Genomic DNA, 25,436 nt, shown 5'->3' on the forward strand with positions numbered 1-25,436 from the left:
GTGCTGTTCGCGGTCATCGTGGCCTGCGAGGCCGGATTCTGGCTGGTGCTGCTCGCCGGGCTCGGTGCCCGCTACCTGCTGCGGTGGCGCCGGGCCGGCGCGGCGCTGCTGCTCTGCGTGCCGCTGCTGGACGTGGTGCTGCTCACCGCGACGGTGGTGGACCTGCGGGGCGGCGCGACGGCCGGGTTCGGGCACGGGCTCGCGGCGGCCTACCTCGGCTACTCGGTGGCGTTCGGCCACGGATGGGTGCGGTGGGCGGACGAGCGCTTCGCGCACCGGTTCGCGGACGGCCCGCCGCCCCGCGCGAAGCCCCGGCACGGGCGGGCGCGGGCCCGGTACGAGCGGTCGGAGTTCGGCAAGGCCGCCCTCGCGTCGGCCATCGGCTGCGGGGCGCTGCTGCTGATGATCGCCCTGGTCGGCGACCCGGACCGCACCGAGGCGCTGCTCGGCTGGACGCTGCGGCTGGGCACGGTCCTGGCGATCTGGTCGCTGTGGCCGATCACGTACACGCTCTGGCCCGCCAGGCCCGAGCCCGCCGCCGCGGCCGAGTACGGCGCCGAGCCCGCCCCCGGCCTCGTCCGGCCGGGAGAGCCCGGAGAGGGGCCCGCCGCTAAGCCCGGCGGACCCGGACCGCGAGGGTGACGATGGGGAGGTCGAACTCGCCCTCGGCCGTCTCCGGCGTGGCGCGCAGATGGCCGAGCACCCGGGCGAGGAGCGCCTCTCGCTCGGCCTCGTCGAGGACGAGCACGTGCGAGTGGGTGCCGATGGTCGCGGTCAGCGACTCGGCCGTACGGCGCTGCGCGTGCGGGAACTCGGTCTGCTCGGCGTCCGGGAACTCGGCGCCGACGGGGAACCGCCCCGGCCGTGACCGGCGGGCGGACCCGCGGCCTCTGGAGATCTCCCTGAGGGCGGCGACCCAGGGCACCCGGTCGTCGTCGCGGTTCCAGAAGCCCGCCAGGATCCCGCCGGGCGCGAGCACCCGGCGCATCTCGGGGAAGGCCCGGTCGAGGTCGAACCAGTGCATCGCCTGCCCCACCAGGACCGCGTCGACCGACCCGTCGGGCAGCGGGATCGCCTCGGCGCCGCCCGCCAGCGCCCGGACGCCGGGGACTCCGCGGCGCAGCTCGGCCAGCATCTGCGGGTCGGGCTCGACGGCGACGACGTCGCCGGCGGGGATCCCCTCGGAGAGGAGCGCCTCGGTCACCTTGCCGGTGCCCGCGGCGAGGTCCAGGATACGGAGCGGCTCGCGCCCGGCGAGGGGCTCCAGGGCCCAGCGGACGGCCTCCGCCGGGTAGCCGGGACGCTCCGCGGCGTAGACGGCGGCGCCGATCCCGAAGGACGCGGCCCGGCGCGCGACGAGTTCTTGTTCGGTCTCGGGGAGGGAAGCGTCCATCCGGCCCATCCTAGGACCGGGACGGGAAGGACGGCCCTCCTGGTGGAGGACCGCCCTTCGCCGTGGCCGGGGTCAGACGTTGAAGCCGAGGGCGCGGAGCTGGTCGCGGCCCTCATCGGTGATCTTGTCCGGGCCCCACGGCGGCAGCCAGACCCAGTTGATCTTCACGTCGTCGGCCAGGCCCTCCAGCGCGCTGTGCGCCTGGTCCTCGATCACGTCGGTGAGCGGGCAGGCGGCGCTGGTGAGCGTCATGTCCAGCGTCGCGATCCCGTCGGCCAGCCCGATCCCGTAGATCAGGCCGAGGTCGACGACGTTGATCCCGAGCTCGGGGTCGACGACGTCCTTCAGCGCCTCGAGGATCTCCTCCTCGGCCGCGGACATGGCCGCGGTGCCGGTGCCCGCCTCGCCGTCCGTGGCCGCTGCGGTCTCCTCCGGCGCGGTGTCCGCCGTGGCGGTGTCCGCCGTGGCGGTGTCCGGTGCGGTGTCGCTCATGTTGCCTCTCCGAGAGCTCTGGCGGTCGCGTCCTTCCACGCCATCCAGGCGAGCAGGGCGCACTTGATCCTGGCCGGGTACTTGGAGACGCCGGCGAAGGCGACGGCGTCCTCCAGGACGTCCTCGTCGAGGTCGGCCTCCCGTCCCCGGGTCTGCATCAGCGCCAGGAACGCGTCGCCGACCGCCATCGCCTCCTTGACCGACTTGCCGATCACCAGGTCGGCCATCACCGACGCGCTGGCCTGGCTGATGGAGCAGCCCATGGAGTCGTAGGAGACGTCGGCGACCGTGGCGTCCTGGTCCGCGCCGTCCAGGTGCACGCGCAGCGTGATCTCGTCGCCGCAGGTGGGGTTGACGTGGTGCGCCTCGCCCTCGAAGGGCTCCCGCAACCCCTTGTGCAGGGGGTTGCGGTAGTGGTCCAGGATGACCTCCTGGTACATCGCCTCCAGCTGCATGACTTCCTTTCCCGGGGCCCTTCTTCTTGCTTGAACAGGGGTGCGGCTCAGGCTGTTCCGAAGAACTTCTGGGCCTGCCGGACGCCCTCGGCGAGCGCGTCGACGTCGGCGAGGGTGTTGTGCACGTAGAACGAGGCGCGGGTCGTGGCCGGGATGCCGAACCGGCGGCAGATCGGCCACGCGCAGTGGTGCCCCACCCGGACCTCGACGCCGAGCTCGTCGAGCACCTGCCCGACGTCGTGCGGGTGGATGTCGGCCACGGTGAACGACACCGCGCCGCCCCGCGCCTCGACGGTCCCGGGCCCGATGATCCGCACGCCGGGGATCTCGGTGAGCCGCTCGAGGGCGTACCCGGTGAGGGACTCCTCGTGCGCGTGCACCCGGTCCATGCCGAGCGCGGACAGGTAGTCGCAGGCCGCGCCGAGCCCGACCGCCTGGGCGGTACTGGGCGAGCCGGCCTCGAACCGCTGCGGCGGCGGCAGGAAGGTCGAGCCCTCCATCCGGACCACCTCGATCATCGACCCGCCGGTGATGAACGGCGGCATCGCCTCCAGCAGCTCGCGCCGCCCCCACAGCACGCCGATCCCAGTCGGGCCGAGCATCTTGTGCCCCGAGAAGACCAGGAAGTCGGCGCCGAGCGCGGTCACGTCGACCGGCTGGTGCGGCACCGACTGGGCCGCGTCCAGCAGCACCAGCGCGCCGACCGCGCGGGCCCGCGCGGCGATCAGCTCGACCGGCGGGACGGTCCCGAGCACGTTGGACTGGTGGGTCAGCGCGACCAGCCTGGTGCGCTCGTTCACCAGCGAGTCGAGGTCGTCGAGGTCGAGCCGGCCGTCATCGGTGAGCCCGAACCAGCGCAGCGTGGCGCCGGTCCGCCGGCAGAGCTCCTGCCAGGGCACCAGGTTGGCGTGGTGCTCCATCTCGGTGACCACGATCTCGTCGCCGGGGCCCACCGCGAACCGCGCGGCCTCGGGGCCGGCGGTGGCGGCGTTGCTCATCGCGTACGCGACGAGGTTGACGCTCTCGGTCGCATTCTTGGTGAACACGATCTCGCCCGGAACCGCCCCGACGAACGCGGCGATCTTGGCCCGGGCGCCCTCGAACGCGTCGGTGGCCTCCTCGGCGAGCAGGTGCGCGCCGCGGTGCACCGCGGCGTTGTGCCGCTCGTAGAACGCGCGCTCGGCGTCCAGCACCTGGAGGGGCTTCTGCGACGTCGCGCCGGAGTCGAGGTAGATCAGCGGCCGGCCGCCGCGGACGGTCCGCTGGAGCAGCGGGAAGTCCTTCTTGACCTCTTCTGGCAGGAGGCTCACGCCGCACCCCCCGTCCGCTTCGGCCACTGGGTTCCCCTCATGCGGACGCGCCCGCCTTCGCGTACTTCTCGTAGCCTTCGCTCTCGAGCTCGTCGGCGAGCTCGGGGCCGCCCTGGGCCACCACGCGCCCGCCGGAGAACACGTGCACGAAGTCCGGCTTCACGTACCGCAGGATGCGGGTGTAGTGGGTGATGAGCAGGGTGCCGGTCTCGCCGGCCGCGCCGAAGCGGTTGACGCCCTCGGAGACGACCTTCAGGGCGTCCACGTCGAGGCCGGAGTCAGTCTCGTCGAGGACGGCGATCTTCGGCTTGAGCAGCTCGAGCTGAAGGATCTCGTGCCGCTTCTTCTCGCCGCCGGAGAAGCCCTCGTTGAGGCTGCGCTGGGCGAAGGCCGGGTCGATGGACAGGGCGTCCATCGCGGCCTTCAGCTCCTTGGCGAAGTCGCGGAGCTTGGGCGCCTCGCCGCGGACGGCGGTGATCGCCGAGCGCAGGAAGTTCGACACCGAGACGCCGGGCACCTCGACCGGGTACTGCATCGCCAGGAACAGCCCGGCGCGGGCGCGCTCGTCGACGCTCATCGCCAGGACGTCCTCGCCGTCGAGCGTGACGGTGCCGGAGGTCACCTGGTACTTCGGGTGCCCGGCCACCGCGTAGGCGAGGGTGGACTTGCCGGAGCCGTTGGGCCCCATGAGCGCGTGGGTCTCGCCGGCCTTCACGGTCAGGTCGACCCCGCGCAGGATCTCCTTGCCGTCCTCGGCGCCGTCGGCGACCGAGACGTGGAGGTCGCGGATCTCTAGCGTGGCCATATCCTTGGGTCTTCCTTAGTCGTCGGAGCCGAGCGAGACGTAGACGTCGCCGTCGTCGACCTTCACCTTGTACGTGGCGACCGGCTGCGTGGCCGGCGGGTTGGTGGGCTTGCCGGTGCCCAGGTCGAAACAGGACCCGTGCAGCCAGCACTCGATCGTGCCGTCGTAGACCTCGCCCTCGGAGAGGGAGACCTCGGCGTGCGAGCAGATGTCGCTGAGCGCGTAGACGTCCTCGCCGCTGCGGACCAGCGCCACCGGGGTGTCGTCGATCTCGACGGCGAGCGCGCCGTCGGCCGGGATCCCGGCGAGGGGGCACACCTTGACGTAGGTCATCGTTCCAGCTCCGCCTCGATCGCCGCCTGCACCTTCTCGCGCACGTCCTCGACCTCGATGCGCTCAATGAGCTGGCCGAGGAAGCCCTGCACGACCATCCGCCGGGCCTGGTCGAAGGGGATGCCGCGGGCCTGGAGGTAGAACAGGTGCTCGTCGTCGAGCCGCCCGGACGCCGAGGCGTGCCCGGCGCCGGCGACCTCGCCGGTGAGGATCTCCAGGTTCGGCACCGAGTCGACCCGGGTGCCGTCGGTGAGCACCAGGTTCCGGTTGAGCTCGTAGGTGTCGGTGCCCTCGGCCGCCACCCGGATGATCACGTCGCCGATCCAGACGGCGTGCGCGTCCTGGTCCTGGAGCGCGCCCCGGTAGTCGACCCGGCTGCGGCAGTTGGGCTCGGTGTGGTCGACCAGGAGGCGGTGCTCGAGGTGCTGCCCGCCGTCGGCGAAGTAGACCCCGTACATCGCGGCGTCGCCGCCGGGCCCCGCGTAGGCGACCGTGGGCGAGATCCGCACCAGGTCGCCGCCGAGGGTGATGTTGTGCGAGGTGAACCGGGCGTCGCGGCCCAGCCGGGCGTACTGGTGCGAGACGTGCACGGTGTCGTCGGCCCAGTCCTGGAGGCTGATCACCGAGAGGAACGCGCCGTCGCCGACGACGAACTCGACGTTGTCGGCGTAGGTGGCCGAGCCGCGGTGCACCAGCACCACGGTGGCCTGGGCGAACGGCTCCAGGATCACGGTGGTGTGGCCGAACGCCGCGGCCTGGCCCTCGCCGTTCAGGCGGAGCACGGTCGGCGCGGACGCCACCGCCTCCTTCGGCACGGTGACGACCGTGGCCTCGGTGAACGAGGCCCACGCCTGGGCGCTCACCCGGTCGGCGGGCCGGTAGGCCCGGCCGAGCCGCGGGTCGTCGCGGCCGACCGTCTCGACGGTGACCTCGGGGGCCGCCTCGGCCTCGACCAGGACCTTGCCGTCGCCCTCGGCGGTCCCGTTGTGCAGGCCGCGCAGCCGGCGCAGCGGGGTGAACCGCCACTCCTCCTCGCGGCCCGTCGGGACCTCGAAGTCGGCGACCTCGTAGGAGCCCTTCTCGTGCAGTGTCGAGAGGGGCTGCCCCACGGTCGCGGTTTCCAGGCCGCTCAACCCACGGCTCCTTCCATCTGAAGCTCGATGAGCCGGTTCAGCTCGAGCGCGTACTCCATCGGCAGCTCCCGCGCGATCGGCTCGACGAAGCCGCGCACGATCATCGCCATCGCCTCGTCCTCGGTGAGGCCGCGGCTCATCAGGTAGAACAGCTGGTCCTCCGACACCTTGGAGACGGTGGCCTCGTGGCCCATCTCCACGTCGTCCTCGCGGACGTCGACGTAGGGGTAGGTGTCGGACCGGCTGATCTGGTCGATCAGCAGCGCGTCGCACTTGACCGTGGACTTGCTGTGCGTGGCGCCCTCCTGGATCTGCACCAGGCCCCGGTAGGACGTGCGCCCGCCGCCGCGCGCCACCGACTTGGACACGATGGTGCTGGAGGTGTTGGGGGCGGCGTGCACCATCTTGGCGCCCGCGTCCTGGTGCTGGCCCTCGCCGGAGAACGCGATCGACAGCGTCTCGCCCTTGGCGTGCTCGCCGAGCAGGTAGACCGCCGGGTACTTCATGGTGACCTTGGAGCCGATGTTGCCGTCGACCCACTCCATGGTGGCGCCCTCGTAGGCGACGGCGCGCTTGGTCACCAGGTTGTACACGTTGTTGGACCAGTTCTGGATGGTGGTGTAGCGGACGTAGGCGTCCTTCTTCACCACGATCTCCACCACGGCCGAGTGCAGCGAGTCCGACTTGTAGATCGGCGCGGTGCAGCCCTCGACGTAGTGCACGTGCGAGCCCTCGTCGGCGATGATCAGCGTCCGCTCGAACTGGCCCATGTTCTCGGTGTTGATCCGGAAGTAGGCCTGGAGCGGGATCTCGACGTGCACGCCCGGGGGCACGTAGATGAACGAGCCGCCCGACCACACCGCGGTGTTCAGCGCGGCGAACTTGTTGTCGCCGACCGGGATCACCGAGCCGAAGTACTCCTGGAAGATCTCCGGGTGCTCGCGCAGCCCGGTGTCGGTGTCCAGGAACAGGACGCCCTTCTCCTCGAGGTCCTCGCGGATCTTGTGGTAGACGACCTCGGACTCGTACTGCGCGGCGACACCGGCGACCAGGCGCTGCTTCTCGGCCTCGGGGATGCCGAGCCTGTCGTAGGTGTTCTTGATGTCCTCGGGGAGTTCCTCCCAGGACGCCGCCTGCTTCTCGGTGGACCGGACGAAGTACTTGATGTTGTCGAACTGGATCTCCGACAGGTCCGAGCCCCAGGTGGGCATCGGCTTCTTGTCGAACAGCCTCAGCCCCTTGAGGCGCAGGTCGAGCATCCAGTCAGGCTCGCTCTTCTTGGCCGAGATGTCGCGCACGACATCGTCGTTCAGGCCGCGCCGGGCCGAGGCTCCGGCGGCGTCCGAATCGGCCCAGCCGAACTTGTACCTGTCGAGCCCGTCCAGCTCGGGGTGGACTGTAGTCATAGGGAGGTCCTCCCGGACTCCTCGTCACTTATGGTCTGGCCGTCCGCCTCGTCCCCTCCGCAGAGGGAGCGCGGGCTGACGTGGGTGGTGCAGATCCCGTCGCCGTGGGCGATGGTGGCCAGCCTCTGCACCGGGGTGCCCAGCAGCCTGCTGAACGCCTCGGTCTCGGCCTCGCACAGCTGCGGGAACTCCGCGGCGACGTGCGCGACCGGGCAGTGGTGCTGGCAGAGCTGCTCGCCGCCCCCCTGCTGGGGAGCCTTGGCCGCCGCGGCGGCGTAGCCGTCGCCCGACAGCGCCTCGGCCAGCTTGCGGACCCGCTGGTGCGGCGGTGCCGCCTGCACGACCGGCTGGTAGCGTCGTTCGAGGTCGGCGATCTGCCGCCGGGCGAACTCGGCCACCGCCCGCTCCCCCGCCGTCTCGGCGAGGAAGCGCAGCGCGCTGGTCGCCAGGTCGTCGTAGGCGTGCACGAACGCGTTGCGGCCGGCGTCGGTGATCGCGAACCACTTGGCCGGGCGCCCGCGCCCGCGCCGCGTCTGCGGCCGGCCCGGACGGACCTCGATCATGCCCTCGGCGAGCAGGGCGTCCAAGTGGCGCCGGATCGCGGCCGGCGTCAGGCCGACCTGCTCTCCGAGCGCCGAGGCGGTGATGGGACCGTGTTCGAGGATGAGCCTGGCCACCCGGGCGCGGGTGTCGCGCTCGGAGCTACTGCCGGCCCCGGTCAGCGGTCCGCCCGCCCCGGCGTGGGCGCGGGCCGACGGCACGCCGGATGGCCGCGCGGAGGCGGCCTGGGCGCTCGTCGGATCCTCGCTCACGTATTTCACAACATCAGTGTGCCCTAATTACTTCCCGGGGACCAATGGAATCCCGATGTCGTCGCTCACGCAGGCAAGCCTTACCTAACTTCGATCGGCGCGGTCCCGGTCCGGGCCGGGCCCCCTCGGCCCGCGCGGCAGCACCAGCACCGGGCAGCCGGCGGCGCGGACGATCTTGCCGGAGCTCTCGCCCAGGAAGACCTTGCGCAGCGGCCCGTCATGGCTGGACATGCAGGCCAGCACCTCGCCGGGCAGCAGGCCGACGCCGCCCAGCGTCTTGGCCGTCCCGGAGCCGACCGCGATCTCGGTCTCGACCTCCAGGCCGGGGCCGACCAGCCCGGCGGCGTGCTCCAGGTCCCGCTCGGCCTGGGCGCACTGCCGCCGCACCACCTCCTCGGCGCCGCGGAACTTGCCCGTCAGCCCCGCCGGGCGCAGCACCAGAGTCAGGAGCCGCACCGACAGGCCAAGCGACGCCGCGAGGCCCGTGGCGGCCGTGAGCGGGACCTCGACGTCGCGGCGCCGCCAGTACGCGACGGTGAGCCGCTCGAACCGCTGCGGCGCCTCCTCGGCGTAGCCGCGCGGCGCGAGCAGCACCGGCACCGGCGAGCCGTGCAGGAGCTGGTCGGCAGTGCTGCCGATGGCGATCCGGCCGCGCCGGCCGCGCGGCGCCGAGCCCGCGACGATCAGGTCGGCGCCGGCCTGCCCGGCGACCTCCAGCAGGCCGCGCCCGCTCCCCCGGTGCGTGTGCACCACGAGGGTCACGTTCCGCTCGGGCACCTTCAGCTCCGCCAGCCGCGCGGCGGCCCGCGCGACCGCGGCCTGGGACTGCTCCCTGAGGTAGGCGACCCACTCGGCGTCCACCGAGGCGGGGCCGCGGGCCGGCCAGGCGGGCGGATGGACGTTGGCGACGGTCACCGCCGCCTTGGCGGTGCGGGCGACCAGCGCCGCCAGTGCCAGCGCGTCCTCGCCCCGGTCGTCGGGCGAGTAGCCGACCAGCAGGCGCAGCCCCTTCGGCTCGCTCATCCCGGCCCCTTCCCTCGATCGGTGCGGGCCGCCAGCCGCGAGTGGCGGCGCCCGTAGGCGAAATAGGCCACGAGCCCGACCAGCGTCCAGAGCAGGAAGACCCCCCAGGTCACCGCGCCGAGCCCGACCATCAGGTACACGCAGAACCCGATGCCGAGCAGCGGCGTGATCGGGTAGAACGGGGTCCGGAAGCTGCGCGGCATGTCCGGCCGGGTCCGGCGCAGCACGATCACACCCATGCTGACCAGGGCGAACGCGAACAGCGTGCCGATGCTGGTGGCGTCGACGAGCTTGCCGAGCGGGATCAGCGCCGCGAGCACCCCGATGAAGGCGGCCACGATCAGGGTGTTGGCGACCGGGACCGCGGTGCGCGGGCTGACCTTCTGGAAGATGGGCGGGATCAGCCCGTCCCGCGACATCGCGAACAGGATGCGGGTCTGCCCGTACATCACGGTCAGCACGACGCTGGCGATCGCGATCACCGCGCCGAGCGACAGGACGATGGAGGGCCAGGCGACGCCGGTGGCCTCGTCCAGCACCCGGGCCAGCGACGCCTCGGACCCGCTCAGGTTGAACTGCTGCCAGGGCATCGCGCCGACCGCGGTGAGCCCGACCGCCACGTACACGATCGTCACGATGACCAGCGACAGGATGATGGCCAGCGGCAGATCGCGCTTGGGGTTCTTGGCCTCCTCGCCCGCGGTGGAGGCGGCGTCGAAGCCGATGTAGGAGAAGAACACCTTCGAGCCGGCCGCGCTGATCCCCGCCCAGCCCATCGGGGCGAACGGGGTCATGTTGCCCGAGTGGAAGGCGGTGGCCGCCATGGCGCAGAAGAAGACCAGCACCCCGATCTTGAGGAAGACCATGATGGTGTTGGCGGTGGCGCTCTCGGAGGTGCCGCGCAGCAGCAGGAGGGTCGCGAGCGCCACCACCGCGACGGCCGGCAGGTTGATCAGGCCGCCGTCGTCGCCCGGCGAGTTGCTGATCGCGGCGGGCATGGTGAACCCGAAGGACTTGTCGAAGAACTCGTTGAGGTAGGAGCCCCAGCCGACCGCGACGGCCGACACCGACACCGCGTACTCCAGCAGCAGGCACCAGCCGCACACCCAGGCGACCAGCTCGCCGAGCGTGGCGTAGGCGTAGGAGTAGGACGAGCCCGACACCGGGATGGTCCCGGCCAGCTCGGCGTAGGACAGCGCGGAGAACAGCGCGGTGACCGCGGCCAGCATGAACGCCACCACCACGGCGGGTCCGGCCAGCGGCACCGCCTCGCCCAGCACGACGAAGATCCCGGTGCCGAGCGTGGCGCCGACGCTGAACAGGGTGAGCTGGAGCAGGCTCATCGAGCGCTTGAGCTCGCCGCCCTCGCCCTGGCCGCCCTCGGCGACGATCTGGTCGACCGGCTTGGTCCTGGTCAGGCTGCGCAGAAGGGATCCGGACGCGGTACCTGTGGTCAAGGCGCACCCCGTTTCGCTCGGTGAGGCCGGCGGGCGGCCCGGACTACAGCGTGCTGGCCAGCGGCCAGGTCGCGTTCGGCGTCACGATCGTCCCGGCGGTCCCCTCCAGGATCTGCACGCACTGGTCGAGCCTCCCGATCGCGGCCATGTCGCCGGTGCGTTCCACGAACCCGCTCACCGCCTCCACCTTCGGTCCCATCGAGCCCGCCGGGAAGTCCTCGGCGCGGAGCTCGTGCGGGGTGGTCTGCTCGATCTCCTCCTGCGCGGGCGTGCCGAAGTTGCGCATCACCCGCGGCACGTCGGTGAGGATGAGGAACGCGTCCGCCTCCAGCGTCTCGGCCAGCAGCGCCGCGGTCATGTCCTTGTCGATCACGGCCTCGGTGCCCTCCAGCCGGCCGACGTCGTTGCGGAAGACCGGGATGCCGCCGCCGCCCGCGCAGACCACCACGGTCCCGCCGCGGACGAGCTGCCGGATCAGCCGCGTCTCGATCACCCGGCGCGGCAGCGGCGAGGGCACCACCCGGCGCCAGTGGTCGCCGTCCGGCTTGACCGTCCAGCCGTACTCCTTGGCGAGCTTCTCGGCCTCCTCCCTGCCGTAGACCTGCCCGACGAACTTGCTCGGGTCGGCGAAGGCGGGGTCGACCGCCGACACCAGCGTCTGATTGATCATCGCGACCACCTGCCGGCCGGGCAGCGCGTTCTGGAGGGCCTGGAGCAGCCAGTAGCCGATCATGCCCTGGGTCTCGGCGCCGATGGTGTCCAGCGGGTAGGGCCGGCTCAGGTTCGGATCGTTGATGCTCTCCAGCGACAGCACCCCGACCTGCGGGCCGTTGCCGTGCGTGATGAGCAGCTCGTGCCGCTCGGCGAGCGGCGCTAGCGACTTGACGGCCGTCATGACGTTGGACCGCTGGAGCTCGGCGTCGGGCCGGTCGCCGCGCCGCATCAGCGCGTTTCCCCCGAGCGCCACGACTACGCGCATGTTCCCGTCCCCCCGGTTCCCGTCGCGCCCGCTCAGCCGAGCGTCGCGACCATGACGGCCTTGATGGTGTGCATCCGGTTCTCGGCCTCGTCGAAGACGATCGAGGCGTCGGACTCGAAGACCTCGTCGGTCACCTCCAGGGCGTCCAGCCCGGTCTTCTGGTAGATGTCCTCGCCGACGGCGGTCTCCCGGTTGTGGAAGGCCGGCAGGCAGTGCATGAACTTCACGTGCGGGTTGCCGGTGGCCTTCAGCACCCGCGCGTTGACCTGGTACGGCTTGAGCAGCTTGATCCGCTCGTTCCAGATCTCCTTGGGCTCGCCCATCGAGACCCACACGTCGGTGAGGACGAAGTCGGCGCCCTTGACGCCCGCCTTCACGTCGTCGGTGATGGTGATCTCGGCGCCGGTCCGGGCCGCGATCTCCATGGCCGGCTTGACGACCATGTCCTGGTCGGGCCAGAGGCCCTTCGGCCCGACGATCCGCACGTCCATGCCGAGCAGCGCCCCCGCAACGATGTAGGAGTGGCCCATGTTGTTGTGGGCGTCGCCCAGGTAGGCGAAGGTGATGTCGTGCAGCGGCCGGTCGCTGTGCTCGCGCATGGTAAGCGCGTCGGCGAGCATCTGGGTCGGGTGCCAGTCGTCGGTCAGGCCGTTCCACACCGGGACGCCCGCGTACGCGGCGAGCTCCTCCACCAGCCGCTGCTCCGACCCCCGGTACTCGATGCCGTCGAACATCCGGCCGAGCACCCGCGCGGTGTCCTTCATCGACTCCTTGTGGCCGATCTGCGAGCCGCTCGGCTCCAGGTAGGTGACGTGGGCGCCCTGGTCGTGCGCGGCGACCTCGAAGGAGCACCGGGTGCGGGTGGAGGTCTTCTCGAAGATCAGCGCGATGTTCTTGCCGGCCAGGTGGTGCCGCTCGGTCCCGCTGTACTTGGCCGCCTTCAGCTCGGCCGAGAGGTCGATCAGGAACCTGAACTCCTTGGGCGTGAAGTCCAGCTCCTTGGTGAAGCTGCGCCCGCGCAGGTTGAACGCCATGTCGCCGTCCGTCCGTTCTCTAGAGAGGGTGTGCGCCGGTCAGGCGTCCCGTTCCAGGGGGCAGCTCATGCAGCGCGGCCCGCCGCGTCCCCGGCCGAGTTCGCTGCCCCGGATGGTGAGCACCTCGATGCCGTTCCTCTGGAGGTGGTTGTTGGTGGTGGTGTTGCGCTCGTACGCCACGACCACGCCGGGCTCGACGGCCAGCACGTTGGAGCCGTCGTCCCACTGCTCGCGCTCGGCGGCGAACACGTCCTGGGTCGCGGTGAGCACCTTGATCTCGTCCAGCCCGAGGGCGGAGGCGATGGCCCGGTGCATCTGGTCGGGAGCGTGGTCGGTGACCTTCAGCTCCTTCTCGGTGTCGCCCGGCTGGACGGTGTAGGACGGCAGCATCCCCATGCCCGCGTACTTGGTGAACACGCCGTGGTCGACCATCGTCAGGACGGTGTCCAGGTGCATGAACGCGCGCTTCTGCGGCAGCTGGAGCGCCACGATCTTGTCGCAGCCGCCCTTGGCGAACAGCGACTGGGCGAGCATCTCGACCGCCTGCGGCTGGGTCCGCTCGCTCATCCCGACCAGCACCGCGCCGTTGCCGATCACCAGGATGTCGCCGCCCTCGATGGTGGCAGGCGCCATCGGGGTGCCGTGGCTCCACACGTTGAAGCCGCCCGCCTCCGCCTGGTCGTACCCGTCGGCGAACATCGGGTGCCAGCGGTAGACGGCCTCCATGTTCACCGTCTCGCGCATCCGCGCCTTCTTGCGCATCGCGTTGATCGAGACCCCGTCGTACACCCAGCAGGAGGTGTCGCGGGTGAACAGGTGGTTCGGCAGCGGCTGGAGGACGAACTCGTCCATGCCGATCGAGTGGAAGGCGATCGACTTGGGCTCGGAGATCCGCTCCAGCAGCTCGCGCTTGGTGATGCCGCCGATCAGGAACGAGCCGAGCTCCTTGGTCTGCATCGAGTCGAACCCGTTGCGGATCGCGTCGGTGGCGAGCGGCCCGAACCAGTGCGGGTCGATGACGAAGTCCAGGATGTGCTTCCTGGCCTCGGGGATCTCGATGGTCTCGCGCAGCAGGTCGAGCAGCAGCCGGACCTGGACGCCGCGCGCGGCCAGCACGTTGCGGAACTCGTCGTGCTCCTCGCCGGCCCGCTGCACCCACAGCACGTCGTCGAACAGGAGGTCGGCCGCGTTGGACGGGGTGAGCCGCTTGAGCGACAGCTCGGGCCGGTGCACCAGGACCTGGCGGAGCCGCCCGACCTCGGACTGGACGTTGAATGACATTGCCTCCCCCTCCTCGTGGTCCCGGCACGCCCGCGCGGGCGGCCGGTCAGGGCCGCGGCCCCGCCGGCCGGGCGGGCCGCTCCCTGGTCCCGTACTCGCCGCGCTCGGCCTTGGTCCAGATGTAGACCGGGACGCCGATCAGCATCGCCAGGATGCCGAGCATCACGGCCTCGTCCCCGGAGCCGTACACGATCGCGAAGGCGAACAGCAGCGCGACGCACGCGATCGTCAGGTCCTTGACCATCCGGCCCCGGTCGATCCCGCGTCCCCCGGTGACGAGCCAGAACAGCTGCGCCGCGGCCGAGAAGAAGTACGGGATCGCGGTGGTGAACGAGGCGAACAGCAGGATGGTGTTGAAGGCGTTCTCTGACGCGTAGGCGAACAGCAGCATCAGCGAGGTGAGCAGCGAGCCCGCCACGATGCCGACGAACGGCGCGCCGCGCCGGGACAGCCGGCCGAAGCCGGCGGGGAACAGCCCGTCGCGGGCGGCGGCCATCGGCATCTCGGCGACCAGCATCGTCCAGCCGTTCAGCGCGCCGATGCCGGACGCGATCGCGCAGGCCGCCATCACCCCGCCCCAGCCGCTGCCGCCGAACATGTTGTTGATCGCGTCGGCGAACGGGGCGGTGGAGCCGACCAGCCGGTCGTGCGGCACGGTCCCGAAGATCGCCACGGTGGCCAGCAGGTACATGGCGCCGCAGGCGAGGACGCCGTAGATGCTGGCCCGGCCCACGTTGCGGACCGGGTCCCTGATCCGCTCGGCGACGATGGTGACGCTCTCCATGCCGGAGTAGATGAACAGGATCAGGCCGGCCGCCAGCCAGACCGCGTCCCACAGCGACCCGCCCTGGGCGTTGAACGGCCCGAAGTTGTCGGCCGACACGAAGAACAGCCCGACGATCGCGATGAAGATCAGCGGGACGAACTTCAGCACGGTGGTGACGAGCTGGAACAGCCCGATGTTCTTCACACCGGTCAGGTTGATCAGGGCCGGGATCCAGACCCCCACCAGCCCGATCACGATCTTGCCGAGGGTGCCGTCCCAGCCCAGGAAGTAGTTGACGTATCCGACCCAGGCGACCGCGATTCCCGCGTTGCCGCCCCAGGCGGTGAGCCAGAACGACCACGCGGTCCAGAAGCCGACGAATTCGCCGAACGCCTGGCGAGCGTAGGCGTAGGGACCGCCGCTGGAGGGGATCCGGCCGCCGAGCCTGCCGAAGACGATGGCGAGCGCGATGGCGGCCAGCGTGGTCACCGCCATCACCGCGAAGCTGAGGGTGCCGATGGCGGCGAGCGAGGCCGGCAGCAGGAAGATGCCGGTGCCGACGATGTTGCCGATCACCAGGGCGGTCGCCCCGGGAAGCCCTAGCCTGTCGCCGCCCTCGCCGCCCGTTCCGCCCTCGCCGCTCTCGCCGCTCTCGCCGCTGGGGGGTCCGCCCGCCTCCCGCGGCGGGCGCCCGGCTGCCGTCCCGGTCGGCTCCCCGGCCTCCCGGGGCGCCGGGCTGGGCTCCCCCATTCCTGTCCCCCCGAATTCGACAAAGGCCCGTAGAAGTCACCGCGGCACTCGGATGACACGCTGGGAATTACCCGGGCGCTACCTGCCGAAACTCGGCGCACTTTCGCCGTTGTGCCGCTATCGAACGAAGATCGACTAAGAGTTTCGGCCTTTTCTGAAAAGGGAGGGGAATTTGGCTTTGACTTGTGCTTCGCGTCCACCTTCTCGACCCGGTTCAGCCGGGCCGCCCGGCGAGCGAGTTCGCCCCGGCCACGATCTCGCTCAGCTCGTTGGTGACCTCCTCCTGGCGGGCCTCGTTGGCCTGCCGGGTCAGGGTGCCGATCAGCTCGTCGGCGTTGTCGGTGGCCGCCATCATCGCCGCCCTGCGCGCCGCGTGCTCCGAGGCCGCCGCCTCCAGCAGCATGTGCCACACCCGGCCGTTGACGTACTGCCTGAGCAGTCCGTCCAGGACGGACGCGGGGGCCGGCTCGAAGTCGTAGGCCGGCGCCGCCCGCGCGCCGGGCCCGCCGCCGGCGACCTCCTCCACCTCCAGCGGCAGGATCCGCCGCACGGTCGTCCGCTGGTTCAGCATCGACACGAACTCGGTGTAGACGACGTGGACCCCGCCCACCCCGCCGTCCCGGGTCGGCCGGTCGAACGCGTCCAGGAGCAGCCCGCCGATCTCCGCCGCCAGCTCGTAGGCCGGCTGCCCGGTGGACCCGGCCCACTCCTTCACGGCCTCGCGCCGCCTGAACCTGAAGTTGTCGACGGCCTTCCGGCCGACCAGGTAGAAGACCGGCTCGCTGCCCTGCTCGCGCAGCAGCCCCGCCAGCGACTCGCCCTGCTTGAGGACGTTGTGGTTGTAGCCGCCGCAGAAGCCGCGGTCACTGGTCAGCAGCAGCACCGCGACCCGGGAGGCGTCCGGCCGCTCGTTCAGCAGCGGATGGTCGAGGTGGACGTGATGGCTGATCAGCGCCGAGACCGCGGCGGTCACCTGGCGCGCGTACGGCTCGGCCGCCGCCACCCGCTGCCGCGCCCGGGAGATCCGGGCCGCGGCGATCAGCTCCTGGGCGCGGGTGATCTTCGCCGTGGACCTCACCGACCTGATGCGGGAGCGCAGCGCCCGCAGTTGAGCTGCCATGCCGTCACGCTGCCACGGGGCGCGTCACCGGCCCCGTCCGGCGCCGGGCGCCTTCCTGAGCCTTTACCGCTCGTTCACCCCGAGCCCGTGCTCGCGCCCGACCGCCTCCCGATCCACCGGCCGACCCGCCGGAGCGCGGACGACGGGGCTCCGCACGGAGCGGGCGCGGGCCCGCCCTAAACTCGAGCCCATGGCACCCCCCGAGGACAGCGCCGTCGAGATCGACGGGCTGGTCAAGCGGTACGGCACGGCGACGGCCGTGGACGGTCTGTCGTTCCGCGCCGCCCGCGGGGCGGTCACCGCGCTGCTCGGCCCGAACGGGGCGGGCAAGACCACCACGATCGAGATCTGCGAGGGCTTCCGCCGCGCCGACGCCGGCTCCGTCCGCGTGCTGGGACTCGACCCGGCCGGCGACGCCGCGGCGCTCAAGCCCCGCGTCGGCGTGATGCCGCAGTCGGGCGGCGTGCCCGGCACCGCCAGGGCCGCCGAGTTCCTCCGGCTGATCGCCTCCTTCCACACCACACCGCTCGACCCGGCCGCGCTGCTCGACCGGCTCGGCCTCACCGAACACGCCCGCACCCCCTACCGGCGGCTCTCCGGCGGGCAGCAGCAGCGGCTGTCGCTCGCCGTCGCCCTGGTCGGCCGGCCCGAGCTGGTCTTCCTGGACGAGCCGACCACCGGTCTGGACCCGCAGGCCCGGCACTCCGTCTGGGAGCTGATCGCCGAGCTGCGCGCCGCCGGGGTGTCGGTGCTGCTCACCACCCACTACATGGACGAGGCCGAGCACCTCGCCGACCAGGTGGTCATCGTCGACCACGGCCGGATCGTGGCCGAGGGCGCCCCGGCCGACCTCACCGGCGCCGAGCGGCAGCTGCGGTTCCGCGCCCGGCCCGGCCTCGGGCTCGAGGAACTGCTGTCCGCGCTGCCGGTGGGCAGCACGGCCAAGGAGTCCCCCGCCGGGCACTACCTGATCGAGGGGAACGTGGACCCGGGGCTGCTGGCCACCGTGACGGCCTGGTGCGCCTCGCACGGCGTGCTCGCGGACGATCTCCGGATCGAGCGCCGCACCCTGGAGGACGTGTTCCTCGAACTGACCGGACGGGAGCTGCGTTCATGACGGCCGCACCGGCACCACGGCTCGACCTCGCCCCGGCGCCGGGCGCGGTCCCGGCGGCGCGGATGGTCCTCGCGCAGACCGGCTACGAGGTCCGCTCGACCCTGCGCAACGGCGAGCAGCTGCTGCTCACGCTGATCATCCCCGTGGTGCTGCTCCTGCTGTTCGGCGGGACCTCGCTGCTCGACCTCGGGACCGGCGACCGGATCGGCTTCCTGGCGCCGGGGGTGCTCGCGCTGGCGGTGCTGTCCACCGCGTTCACCGGCCAGGCGATCGGCACCGGCTTCGAGCGCCGCTACGGCGTGCTCAAGCGGCTCGGCGCGACCCCGCTGCCGCGCGGCGGGCTGATCGCCGCCAAGACCCTCACCGTGATCGTCGTGGAGATCGTGCAGGCGGTGGTGATCTGCGCCGTCTCGCTCGCGATGGGCTGGCATCCGCACGGCGACCCCGCGTCCGTCGTGGCGCTCCTGCTCCTCGGCACCGCCGCGTTCAGCGGGTTCGGGCTGCTGATGGCCGGGACGCTGCGCGCCGAGGCGACGCTGGCCGCCGCCAACCTCGTGTACATCCTGCTGCTCGCCGTCGGCGGCGTGGTCTTCCCGCTCGACAAGTTCCCCTCGGGAATACGCGCCGCGCTGGAGTTGCTGCCCATTTCGGCGCTGTCCGACGGGCTGCGCCAGGTCCTTCAGGACGGCGCGGCGTTCCCCGGCAAACCGCTGCTCGTCCTCACCGTGTGGGCGGTCGCGGGGCTCGTTCTGGCCGCCCGGTTCTTCAAGTGGGAGTGATCCTTGGCGCTCGCTGACGTACCCGGTCCGTACGGCGGCGAGGGAGGGCTCGCCCGCCGCGTGCGGCTGCTGTCGCTCGGCTCGGTGCCGCCGCCGGCCTTGATCCTGCTCGGGATCATCTCGCTCCAGGTCGGCGCCGGCCTGGCCAAGCACCTGTTCGACCGGCTGCCGCCGAGCGCCCTGGTGTTGATGCGGCTGCTCACCTCGGCGATCGTGCTGTGCTTCCTGGCCCGCACGGCGCTGCGCACGGTGCTGCGCGACCACTCGCGGCGGAGCCTGGCGCTGGCCGCGGGCTTCGGGCTGTCGCTGGCCATGATGAACTTGGCGATCTACCAGTCGTTCCTGCGGATCCCGCTGGGCGTCGCGGTGACGATCGAGTTCCTCGGGCCGCTGGCGGTCTCGATCGTGGCCTCCCGCCGTCCCCGCGACGTGCTCTGGGTGCTGCTGGCGGGCGCGGGCGTGGTGATGCTCGCCCGGGGCGGCGGCGACCTCGATCCGGTCGGCATCGCCTTCGCGCTCCTGGCCGGGGTGGGCTGGGCCGCCTACATCCTGCTGAGCGCCGCCACCGGGCAGCGCTTCTCCGGGTCCACCGGGTTGGCGCTGGCCAGCGCCGTCGGCGCCGCCGCGGTGCTCCCGGTCGGCGTGGTCTCCGGCGGCGCCGCGCTGCTCGACCCGATGCTGCTGCTCGTCGGCCTCGGTGTGGGGGTGCTGTCCTCGGTGATCCCCTACTCGCTGGAGATGGAGGCGCTGCGGCGGATGCCCGCGCGGGTCTTCGGCGTCCTGATGAGCCTGGAGCCGGCCGTGGCCGCGCTGGTCGGCGTGGCGCTGCTCGGGGAGGTCCTGACGGGACGGCAGTGGATCGCGATCTGCTGCGTGATCGTCGCCTGCGCAGGCGCCACCCGCAGCGGTCAGGACCCGCCCGGTGCGGACGAGGCCTGACCGGCTCCCCTCCCCGCCGTCCCGGCCCGGTCTCAGTCGTCCATGCGGCGGAGCGCGACGCCAACGCACTGACCGGGGCGGACGAAGCCGTAATCCCGCGAGTCCCAGCTCGCGTCGGCGTTGTCTCCCAGCACGACGAGGAAACCGGGCGGCACCACGTCCTCCGGGACATCGCGCAGCACCGGGACCAGCTCCCGTGGCACCGGGTCCCCGGGAACCGCGACCGCGCGCTTGACCACCAGCCTGCCGCCGGGCGGCGGCGCGGCCTCGGGCCGTTCGGGCGCGGCCAGGAGCGCCGCCTCCTCCGCCGCGGTGAGCGGGACGTCCGGCGGGCCGTACACCAGCGGCGGGTCGGGGACCCTGACCACCACGATCTGGCCCGTCCGGGGGCGGACGCCCCTGCGGACCAGCAGCCGGTCCCCCGCGCGCAGCGTCGGTTCCATGCTCCGCCCGTCCACCGTCGCGACCAGGTACCGCCACCGGAACCACAGTGCGGGCAGCACAGCGGCCGTGGCCACCCCCGCCGCTCCCGCCGCCACCGCGACCGGGCGCCTCACGAGACCTCCCGGTAGCCGGTGGCCCAGAGCCGGAACAGCCGGGCGCAGGTGCCGCCCGCGGCGACGAGGCTCACGCGAGGGCTTCGAGGGGCAGGTCCTCAAGGCGCCCGCCCGTCGCCAGCACCGCGTGGTCGGGCCCGATCAGGTAGAGCGCCGGGGTCCAGGTGTTCTGGAACGCCTCCGACACCGTCCCGTCGTGGTCCTCGACGACGACCCGGACGGACGGCTCCAGCATCGCGGTCAGCTCCGCGTCCTCGCCGGTGACCACGGCGAGCATGCTGCCGCGGCCGGTGGCGCGCGCCCGCTCGGCGAACGCCGGCGCCAGCGCGTGGCAGGGGTCGCAGCCCGCGGCGAAGAACCCGACCAGCCCGGTGAGGTTCTCGGCGGTCACCGGCTCGTCGTTGGTCGTCATGGCCATGAACCCGGCGGGGCGCGAGCCCGGCTTGAGGGCGACCGGCGGCCCCGCCGAGACCTCCGGCCGCGGCCCGGCCCCCTCCTTCATCCGCCGGATGAGCGCGCGGGTGAGCAGCAGGTTGAAGGCGCTCAGCAGGCCGAGGAGCACGACGGCGGCGGCGAGGTAGGGCATCAGAGACTCCCAGCGAGCAGATCGGCGATGTCGTCGAAGGCGACGATCAGGATCGCCGCCACCGCCCCGGCGGCGACGGCCACGGCGAGGCCCGCCGTCACGGGCGGGCCCCCGGGCGTGGCCAGGCCGAGCGCGGCGGCGGTGAACAGCACGCCGTTGCGGACCAGGTGCCGCGCGCCGAGCGGGGCGTTCGAGGCGCCGAAGCACCGGCACGAGGCGCGGCGCCCGCGCCGGAGCGTGAGGGCGATGGCGGACGTGAACGCGGCCAGCAGGGCGAGGGCGACGCCGAATCCGGCCGGACGGGTCGCCGGGACGGCCAGGAGCACCGGCGCCAGGGCCTCCAGCACCAGGACGAGCGAGGCGATCGGCCGGACGTGCCCGCCGCCGCCCGACGCGCGCCCGGCCGCCGGGCCGCCGCCGAACGGCAGCAGATCCGGCACCGAGGCCGCGAACCCCTCGAAGTCCCGGACCTTGGTGAAGGCCGACACCGCGAACACCAGCCCGATCAGGCAGGCGCATCCCACTTGCAGGTACTGCACGCGCACCTTCCTTCACGCCCGGGACGCGGGCGGGCGGCCGGTGGCACGCCCGCCCGCGTCCGAACAGCGGGTGGATCAGATCAGCACTTGCCGACCTTGACGATCTGGCAGCCCTGGTCCAGGCAGCAAGCACGCAGGTACTTGATGCCCTTCTCGCAGTAGTAGACGTTGCTGCACCCGGCGTCGACGGTGGTCGTGCGGGCGAGGCGTCCGAGCAGGCGGTCGGTGAGACGGGTCATGGTGTGTCCTCTCAGGCCGGGCTACAGCCAGGTATGCGGGGGAACGACGGCAGGCGTCCATGTACGGACCCCTCCGTCCCCAACGGCCCGCACCGGCGGGAGCCGCCGACCGGCCGTGGTGATGCCGATCATGGAAAGTCCCGGATTTTCGGCGCAAGGCCCAAGATCCACTAGGTCCGCGGGTGATCGACGATTCCCAGGTCGTCCCCATTTCGGCACGTCAACCGGACCGACCAGCCCAGGCCGAAATGATCAGAAAAGCCGTTATGACCCATCGGTTCGGTGGACCGCCGGCGGGCCGGTGGACGAGCGCTCCCGATCGGCGGGCGGAGCCGGCCGGAGAGTGGCGGGATCGGTCCGGTTGATGCGAGGATCACCGGGAGGACACGTCCAGAGAGGAGCCGCCGTGACCGGCTGGGCCGAGGATCAGGGGCTTCCGCCCGAGTACTTCGAGGCGGGGCCCGCCTCGTTCGTCGACTTCCTGCGGCTGCACTCGCCCGAGCTGCTCCCGGTCAACCGGGTCCAGGACGCCGGACCGGCGCCGGACCTGCCGCACGGCACCACCGTCCTCGCGCTGACGTTCCCCGGCGGGGTCATGATGGCCGGCGACCGCCGCGCCACCCGCGGCCACCAGATCGCCTACCGCGAGCTGGAGAAGGTCCAACGGGCCGACGAGCACTCGGTGGTGGCCTTCGCGGGCACCGTCGGGCTGGCGCTGGAGATGGTCCGGCTGTTCCAGGTCGAGCTGGAGCACTACGAGAAGATGGAGACGGTCCCGCTGTCGCTGCCGGGCAAGGCCCGCCGGCTCGGCACCATCATCCAGGCCAACCTCGCCCAGGCGCTCCAGGGCCTCGCGGTCGTCCCGCTGCTCGCGGGCTACGACCCCGACACCGGCGCCGGCCGGATCTTCACCTACGACATCACCGGCGCCCCGCAGGAGACCCGCCGGTACCACGCCGACGGGTCGGGTTCCCCCTACGCGCAGGGCGCGCTGAAGAAGCTCTACCGCGACGACCTCTCCCTGGAGGACGCGGCCGAGGTGTGCGTGCAGGCCCTCTACGACGCCGCCGACGACGACTCGGCCACCGGCGGACCGGACCGGGCCCGGCGCATCTACCCGTCGATCGCGGCCGTCACCGCCGACGGCTACCGGGCCCTGCCCCGCGAGCAGCTCGCGGGGATCGTCGACCGGGTCGTGGACGCCCGGCACGCCCGGCCCGACGGGCCGGTCGCGCCGCTGCGCTGAACTCCGGGAACGTCGTACCCAGCTCGTAGACTCCCCCCATGGCACGGGCGAACGACGAGGCCGCGGCACTCGTCCAAGAACTGGCGGACCTGCTCTCGATCACCGGCGGCGACGCCTTCAAGATCCGCGCGTACGAGAAGGCCGCGCGGGCGATAGCCGGCTACCCCGAGGACATCTCCGGGCTCGGGCTCGCCGGGCTGAAGAAGATCCCCACGGTGGGCGAGGCGATCGCCAAGAAGCTGGCCGACTACAACACCACCGGCACCATCCGCCAGGTCGAGGAGCTGCGGGCGCAGATCCCGGCGGGGGTCCGGGCGCTCACCGCGATCCCGACGCTCGGCCCGAAGAAGGCGCTGGCGGTGCACCAGGAGCTCGGTGTCTCCTCGGTGGACGAGCTGGCCGCCGCGATCCGCGAGGGCCGGCTGCGCGGTCTCAAGGGCTTCGGTGCCAAGACCGAGGACAACATCCTGCGCGGCATCGAGCTGATGGAGCGGACCGGCGGGCGGGTGCTGATCGACGTGGCGGCCGGCCTGGCCGACGAGATCGTCGCCGCGCTGTCCCCGCTCGCCGAGCGCTGCGTCCACGCAGGGTCGCTGCGCCGCATGCGCGAGACGATCGGCGACGTCGACATCCTGGCCGCCTCCCGCGAGCCCAAGCCGATCATGGCGGCGTTCACCGCGCTCCCGCTGGTCGCCGAGGTGATCGGCGGCGGCGACAAGAAGACCTCGATCCGCACCACCGGGGGCCTCCAGGTCGACCTGCGCGTCGTCCCGCCCGAGGCGTGGGGCGCGGCGCTCCAGTACTTCACCGGCTCCCGGGCGCACAACGTCCGCACCCGCGAGATCGCCGTCCGGGCCGGGCTCAAGCTCTCCGAGTACGGGCTGTTCACGGCCGACGGCGACGAGACCGGCGAGCCGATCGTGTCGGCCACCGAGGAGGAGGTGTACGACCGCCTCGGCCTGCCGTGGATCCCGCCCGCCCTGCGCGAGGACCGCGGCGAGATCGAGGCGGCACTGGCCGGCGGCCTCCCCCGGCTGGTCACCGTCGACGATCTCCGCGGCGACCTGCACAGCCACACCGACCTGACCGACGGCACCGCCTCGCTGGAGGAGATGGTCCGGGCCGCCGCCGCACGCGGCCTGGAGTACTACGCGATCACCGACCACGCGCCCAACCTGTTCATGCAGCGGATGACCGACGAGAAGATGCTCGCCCAGCGCGAGCGGGTGCGCGCCCTCCAGCGGGAGTACCCCGGGCTGGTCCTGCTGCACGGCACCGAGCTCAACATCGACCCGGACGGCGGGGTCGACTGGGACGCCGACTTCCTGTCCGGGTTCGACATCTGCGTGGCCTCGGTCCACTCGCACTTCACCCAGGACGAGGCCGAGATGACCCGCCGCTTCGTCCGGGCCTGCGAGAACCCGCACGTCCACGTGATCGGCCACCCCACCGCCCGGCAGATCGGCCGGCGGCCCGAGGTCGAGGCCGACTGGGACGAGGTCTTCACGGCCGCGGCCCGCACCGGCACCGCGCTGGAGGTCGACTCGTTCCCCGACCGGCTCGACCTGCCCGCCGACCTGATCCGCCGGGCGCTGCGGCACGGCGTCAAGTTCGCGATCGACACCGACGCCCACGCGGTCGGCCACCACCGCAACATCCGCTACGGCGTCGGCACCGCCCAGCGCGGCTGGCTCACCCCCGACGACGTGATCAACACCTGGCCGCTCGACCGGCTCCGCGCCTTCCTGCGCAAGCCCGCCGCCGGCTGACCGGCGCCCGCCCGGCCCGATCGCGCGGGCCGGGCCTGCCCCGGCCGGGTGGGCCGGGCCGGTGGGGACGGGTCAGGCCGGCTGGGGGGTCTGCGCCGGCACCTCGGCGGGGTCCGCCGCGGTGGGGACGGGCCCGCGGTCGCGGGTGGCGAAGAAGATGCGCAGCGCGGCGATCCACAGCAGCGCCGCGCCGAGCATGTGCAGCACCACCAGCGGGCCCGGGACCCCGGTGAAGTACTGGACGTACCCGACGGCGCCCTGGGCCAGCTCGACGGCAAGCAGCTCCAGCGTCCGCCGCCGCAGCGCCGCCGGGGCGCCCGCGCGGTGGACGGCGACGATGAGCACCAGCGTCGCCGCGACGGTGAGCCAGGCGAGGACGCTGTGCACCCGGGTGACGTCCTCGATGTTGAAGCCCCAGCGGCGCGACTCGGCGTCGCCGGAGTGCGGGCCGGTGCCGGTGACGACGGTGCCGGCGACCAGCACGGCGGCGCAGAGCGCGGCGAGGACGAGCGCGGCCCGGCGCAGCAGGGGCGCGACCAGCGGGTGCGGCGGCCGGTCGCCCTCGCCCGTGCGCACCCACAGCGCCACGCAGAAGACCAGCAGGGCCGGCGAGATCAGGAAGTGCAGCGCCACCGAGGCCGGATGCAGCTCGGTCAGCACCACGATGCCGCCGATCACGGCCTGCGCGACGACGCTCAGCGGCTGCGCCGCGGCCCACCAGACCACGTCGCGGCGGCGGGGCCGCAGCCGCCAGGCCGCGACGAAGACCAGCACGCCGACCGCCAGCACCAGGAAGGTCAGCATCCGGTTGCCGAACTCGATCGCCATGTTCATCGCGGCGTGCTCGGGGCTGTGCGTCGGGACGAGGCTGTCGCCGGTGCACTTGGGCCACTCGGGGCAGCCGAGGCCGGACTCGGTGACCCGGACGGCGCCGCCGGTGGCGACGATGCCGGCGTTGCCGATCACGCCGAGCAGGGCCAGCAGCCGCAGCGAGCCCGCGGTGGGATTCCACACCGCGTCGCGCGCTCGGATGAGGGGGTTGGTCGGATCAGCACCGGATCGTTCAGCCACGGCACCAATCGTATGGGCGGGGTCCGGTGGTCCCGCCCCGCCCCC

Annotated in this window: 27 protein-coding genes; 6 read left to right on the plus strand and 21 right to left on the minus strand. The window is 72.4% G+C overall.

Annotated features, from left to right (window positions below):
• A complete protein-coding gene (locus QP090_RS33625) occupies nucleotides 1-642 on the plus strand; it encodes a hypothetical protein (protein WP_285943705.1) in 642 nt (213 codons plus the stop codon).
• Here the strand turns inward: QP090_RS33625 and QP090_RS33630 are convergent.
• The 16 genes from QP090_RS33630 to QP090_RS33705 all read right to left on the minus strand — a co-directional run bounded on the left by QP090_RS33630 (nucleotide 611) and on the right by QP090_RS33705 (nucleotide 16,549).
• Entirely contained in the window at nucleotides 611-1,393 is a 783-nt protein-coding gene (locus QP090_RS33630) for a class I SAM-dependent methyltransferase (RefSeq protein WP_285943706.1), read from the minus strand. The two genes, QP090_RS33625 and QP090_RS33630, sit on opposite strands and share 32 nt — an antisense overlap.
• Nucleotides 1,394-1,465: 72 nt before the next feature.
• Complete coding sequence (locus QP090_RS33635) at nucleotides 1,466-1,774, minus strand: metal-sulfur cluster assembly factor (RefSeq protein ID WP_285943850.1); 309 nt, start codon at nucleotides 1,772-1,774, stop codon at nucleotides 1,466-1,468.
• Between the two features lie 107 nt (nucleotides 1,775-1,881).
• On the minus strand, nucleotides 1,882-2,340 hold the full coding sequence (sufU, locus tag QP090_RS33640; RefSeq protein WP_285943707.1) for a Fe-S cluster assembly sulfur transfer protein SufU: 459 nt from the start codon (nucleotides 2,338-2,340) through the stop codon (nucleotides 1,882-1,884).
• A 47-nt stretch (nucleotides 2,341-2,387) separates the two neighbouring features.
• A complete protein-coding gene (locus tag QP090_RS33645; RefSeq protein WP_285943708.1) occupies nucleotides 2,388-3,650 on the minus strand; it encodes a cysteine desulfurase in 1,263 nt (420 codons plus the stop codon).
• A 37-nt stretch (nucleotides 3,651-3,687) separates the two neighbouring features.
• Nucleotides 3,688-4,455 (minus strand): Fe-S cluster assembly ATPase SufC, encoded by a 768-nt coding sequence (gene sufC / locus QP090_RS33650; RefSeq protein WP_285943709.1) that lies wholly within the window; start codon nucleotides 4,453-4,455, stop codon nucleotides 3,688-3,690.
• 15 nt (nucleotides 4,456-4,470) lie between these two features.
• Nucleotides 4,471-4,788, minus strand: coding sequence for a Rieske (2Fe-2S) protein (locus QP090_RS33655; RefSeq protein ID WP_285943710.1), 318 nt, complete (start codon nucleotides 4,786-4,788; stop codon nucleotides 4,471-4,473).
• On the minus strand, nucleotides 4,785-5,921 hold the full coding sequence (gene sufD, locus QP090_RS33660; RefSeq protein WP_285943711.1) for a Fe-S cluster assembly protein SufD: 1,137 nt from the start codon (nucleotides 5,919-5,921) through the stop codon (nucleotides 4,785-4,787). The genes QP090_RS33655 and sufD overlap by 4 nt, the downstream gene beginning before the upstream one ends.
• Complete coding sequence (sufB, locus tag QP090_RS33665; RefSeq protein ID WP_285943712.1) at nucleotides 5,918-7,327, minus strand: Fe-S cluster assembly protein SufB; 1,410 nt, start codon at nucleotides 7,325-7,327, stop codon at nucleotides 5,918-5,920. The genes sufD and sufB overlap by 4 nt, the downstream gene beginning before the upstream one ends.
• Nucleotides 7,324-8,088 (minus strand): helix-turn-helix transcriptional regulator, encoded by a 765-nt coding sequence (locus QP090_RS33670; protein WP_432763105.1) that lies wholly within the window; start codon nucleotides 8,086-8,088, stop codon nucleotides 7,324-7,326. The genes sufB and QP090_RS33670 overlap by 4 nt, the downstream gene beginning before the upstream one ends.
• 135 nt (nucleotides 8,089-8,223) lie before the next feature.
• Nucleotides 8,224-9,162 carry a universal stress protein gene (locus QP090_RS33675; RefSeq protein ID WP_285943713.1) on the minus strand — a complete coding sequence of 313 codons (939 nt, stop codon included), beginning with the start codon at nucleotides 9,160-9,162 and terminating at the stop codon, nucleotides 8,224-8,226.
• Complete coding sequence (locus QP090_RS33680) at nucleotides 9,159-10,619, minus strand: amino acid permease (RefSeq protein ID WP_285943714.1); 1,461 nt, start codon at nucleotides 10,617-10,619, stop codon at nucleotides 9,159-9,161. The genes QP090_RS33675 and QP090_RS33680 overlap by 4 nt, the downstream gene beginning before the upstream one ends.
• Before the next feature lie 43 nt (nucleotides 10,620-10,662).
• Complete coding sequence (arcC, locus tag QP090_RS33685; RefSeq protein ID WP_285943715.1) at nucleotides 10,663-11,598, minus strand: carbamate kinase; 936 nt, start codon at nucleotides 11,596-11,598, stop codon at nucleotides 10,663-10,665.
• 32 nt (nucleotides 11,599-11,630) lie between these two features.
• Nucleotides 11,631-12,632 (minus strand): ornithine carbamoyltransferase, encoded by a 1,002-nt coding sequence (gene argF, locus QP090_RS33690; protein ID WP_285943716.1) that lies wholly within the window; start codon nucleotides 12,630-12,632, stop codon nucleotides 11,631-11,633.
• A 39-nt stretch (nucleotides 12,633-12,671) separates the two neighbouring features.
• Nucleotides 12,672-13,913 carry an arginine deiminase gene (locus QP090_RS33695; RefSeq protein ID WP_285943717.1) on the minus strand — a complete coding sequence of 414 codons (1,242 nt, stop codon included), beginning with the start codon at nucleotides 13,911-13,913 and terminating at the stop codon, nucleotides 12,672-12,674.
• Nucleotides 13,914-13,959: 46 nt separating this feature from the next.
• Nucleotides 13,960-15,429, minus strand: a complete 1,470-nt coding sequence (locus tag QP090_RS33700; protein ID WP_285943718.1) for an APC family permease — start codon at nucleotides 15,427-15,429, stop codon at nucleotides 13,960-13,962.
• A 214-nt stretch (nucleotides 15,430-15,643) separates the two neighbouring features.
• On the minus strand, nucleotides 15,644-16,549 hold the full coding sequence (locus tag QP090_RS33705) for a F0F1 ATP synthase subunit gamma (RefSeq protein WP_285943719.1): 906 nt from the start codon (nucleotides 16,547-16,549) through the stop codon (nucleotides 15,644-15,646).
• Nucleotides 16,550-16,739: 190 nt separating this feature from the next.
• Between QP090_RS33705 and QP090_RS33710 the strand changes: the two genes are divergently transcribed.
• Genes QP090_RS33710 through QP090_RS33720 form a run of 3 tightly spaced genes read left to right on the plus strand, consistent with a single transcriptional unit; the run spans nucleotide 16,740 to nucleotide 19,384 of the window.
• Entirely contained in the window at nucleotides 16,740-17,666 is a 927-nt protein-coding gene (locus QP090_RS33710; RefSeq protein ID WP_285943720.1) for an ABC transporter ATP-binding protein, read from the plus strand.
• Complete coding sequence (locus QP090_RS33715; RefSeq protein WP_285943721.1) at nucleotides 17,663-18,445, plus strand: ABC transporter permease; 783 nt, start codon at nucleotides 17,663-17,665, stop codon at nucleotides 18,443-18,445. The genes QP090_RS33710 and QP090_RS33715 overlap by 4 nt, the downstream gene beginning before the upstream one ends.
• A 3-nt stretch (nucleotides 18,446-18,448) precedes the next feature.
• Nucleotides 18,449-19,384 (plus strand): EamA family transporter, encoded by a 936-nt coding sequence (locus QP090_RS33720; protein WP_285943722.1) that lies wholly within the window; start codon nucleotides 18,449-18,451, stop codon nucleotides 19,382-19,384.
• Nucleotides 19,385-19,416: 32 nt separating this feature from the next.
• Here the strand turns inward: QP090_RS33720 and QP090_RS33725 are convergent, their stop codons facing one another.
• The 4 genes from QP090_RS33725 to QP090_RS33740 all read right to left on the minus strand — a co-directional run bounded on the left by QP090_RS33725 (nucleotide 19,417) and on the right by QP090_RS33740 (nucleotide 21,305).
• Nucleotides 19,417-19,941 (minus strand): S26 family signal peptidase, encoded by a 525-nt coding sequence (locus tag QP090_RS33725; protein WP_285943723.1) that lies wholly within the window; start codon nucleotides 19,939-19,941, stop codon nucleotides 19,417-19,419.
• 70 nt (nucleotides 19,942-20,011) lie between these two features.
• On the minus strand, nucleotides 20,012-20,527 hold the full coding sequence (locus QP090_RS33730; RefSeq protein ID WP_285943724.1) for a thioredoxin domain-containing protein: 516 nt from the start codon (nucleotides 20,525-20,527) through the stop codon (nucleotides 20,012-20,014).
• The gene (locus QP090_RS33735) at nucleotides 20,527-21,066 is read right to left on the minus strand and encodes a MauE/DoxX family redox-associated membrane protein (RefSeq protein WP_285943725.1); all 540 of its coding nucleotides are present in this window, start codon (nucleotides 21,064-21,066) and stop codon (nucleotides 20,527-20,529) included. Before QP090_RS33735 ends, QP090_RS33730 begins: the two co-directional genes overlap by 1 nt.
• 80 nt (nucleotides 21,067-21,146) lie before the next feature.
• A complete protein-coding gene (locus tag QP090_RS33740; protein WP_285943726.1) occupies nucleotides 21,147-21,305 on the minus strand; it encodes a hypothetical protein in 159 nt (52 codons plus the stop codon).
• 406 nt (nucleotides 21,306-21,711) lie between these two features.
• Here QP090_RS33740 and prcB point away from each other — a divergent pair, with 406 nt between their 5' ends.
• Both prcB and polX read left to right on the plus strand, forming a co-directional pair.
• Nucleotides 21,712-22,551 (plus strand): proteasome subunit beta, encoded by an 840-nt coding sequence (gene prcB, locus QP090_RS33745; protein ID WP_285943727.1) that lies wholly within the window; start codon nucleotides 21,712-21,714, stop codon nucleotides 22,549-22,551.
• Between the two features lie 38 nt (nucleotides 22,552-22,589).
• Entirely contained in the window at nucleotides 22,590-24,320 is a 1,731-nt protein-coding gene (gene polX, locus QP090_RS33750) for a DNA polymerase/3'-5' exonuclease PolX (protein ID WP_285943728.1), read from the plus strand.
• Nucleotides 24,321-24,392: 72 nt separating this feature from the next.
• Here polX and QP090_RS33755 read toward each other — a convergent pair whose 3' ends face one another.
• Nucleotides 24,393-25,391 carry a COX15/CtaA family protein gene (locus tag QP090_RS33755; protein ID WP_285943729.1) on the minus strand — a complete coding sequence of 333 codons (999 nt, stop codon included), beginning with the start codon at nucleotides 25,389-25,391 and terminating at the stop codon, nucleotides 24,393-24,395.
• Nucleotides 25,392-25,436 lie beyond the last annotated feature (45 nt).

It is taken from the genome of Actinomadura xylanilytica (assembly GCF_030283145.1).
Classification (GTDB): Bacteria; Actinomycetota; Actinomycetes; order Streptosporangiales; family Streptosporangiaceae; genus Spirillospora; species Spirillospora xylanilytica.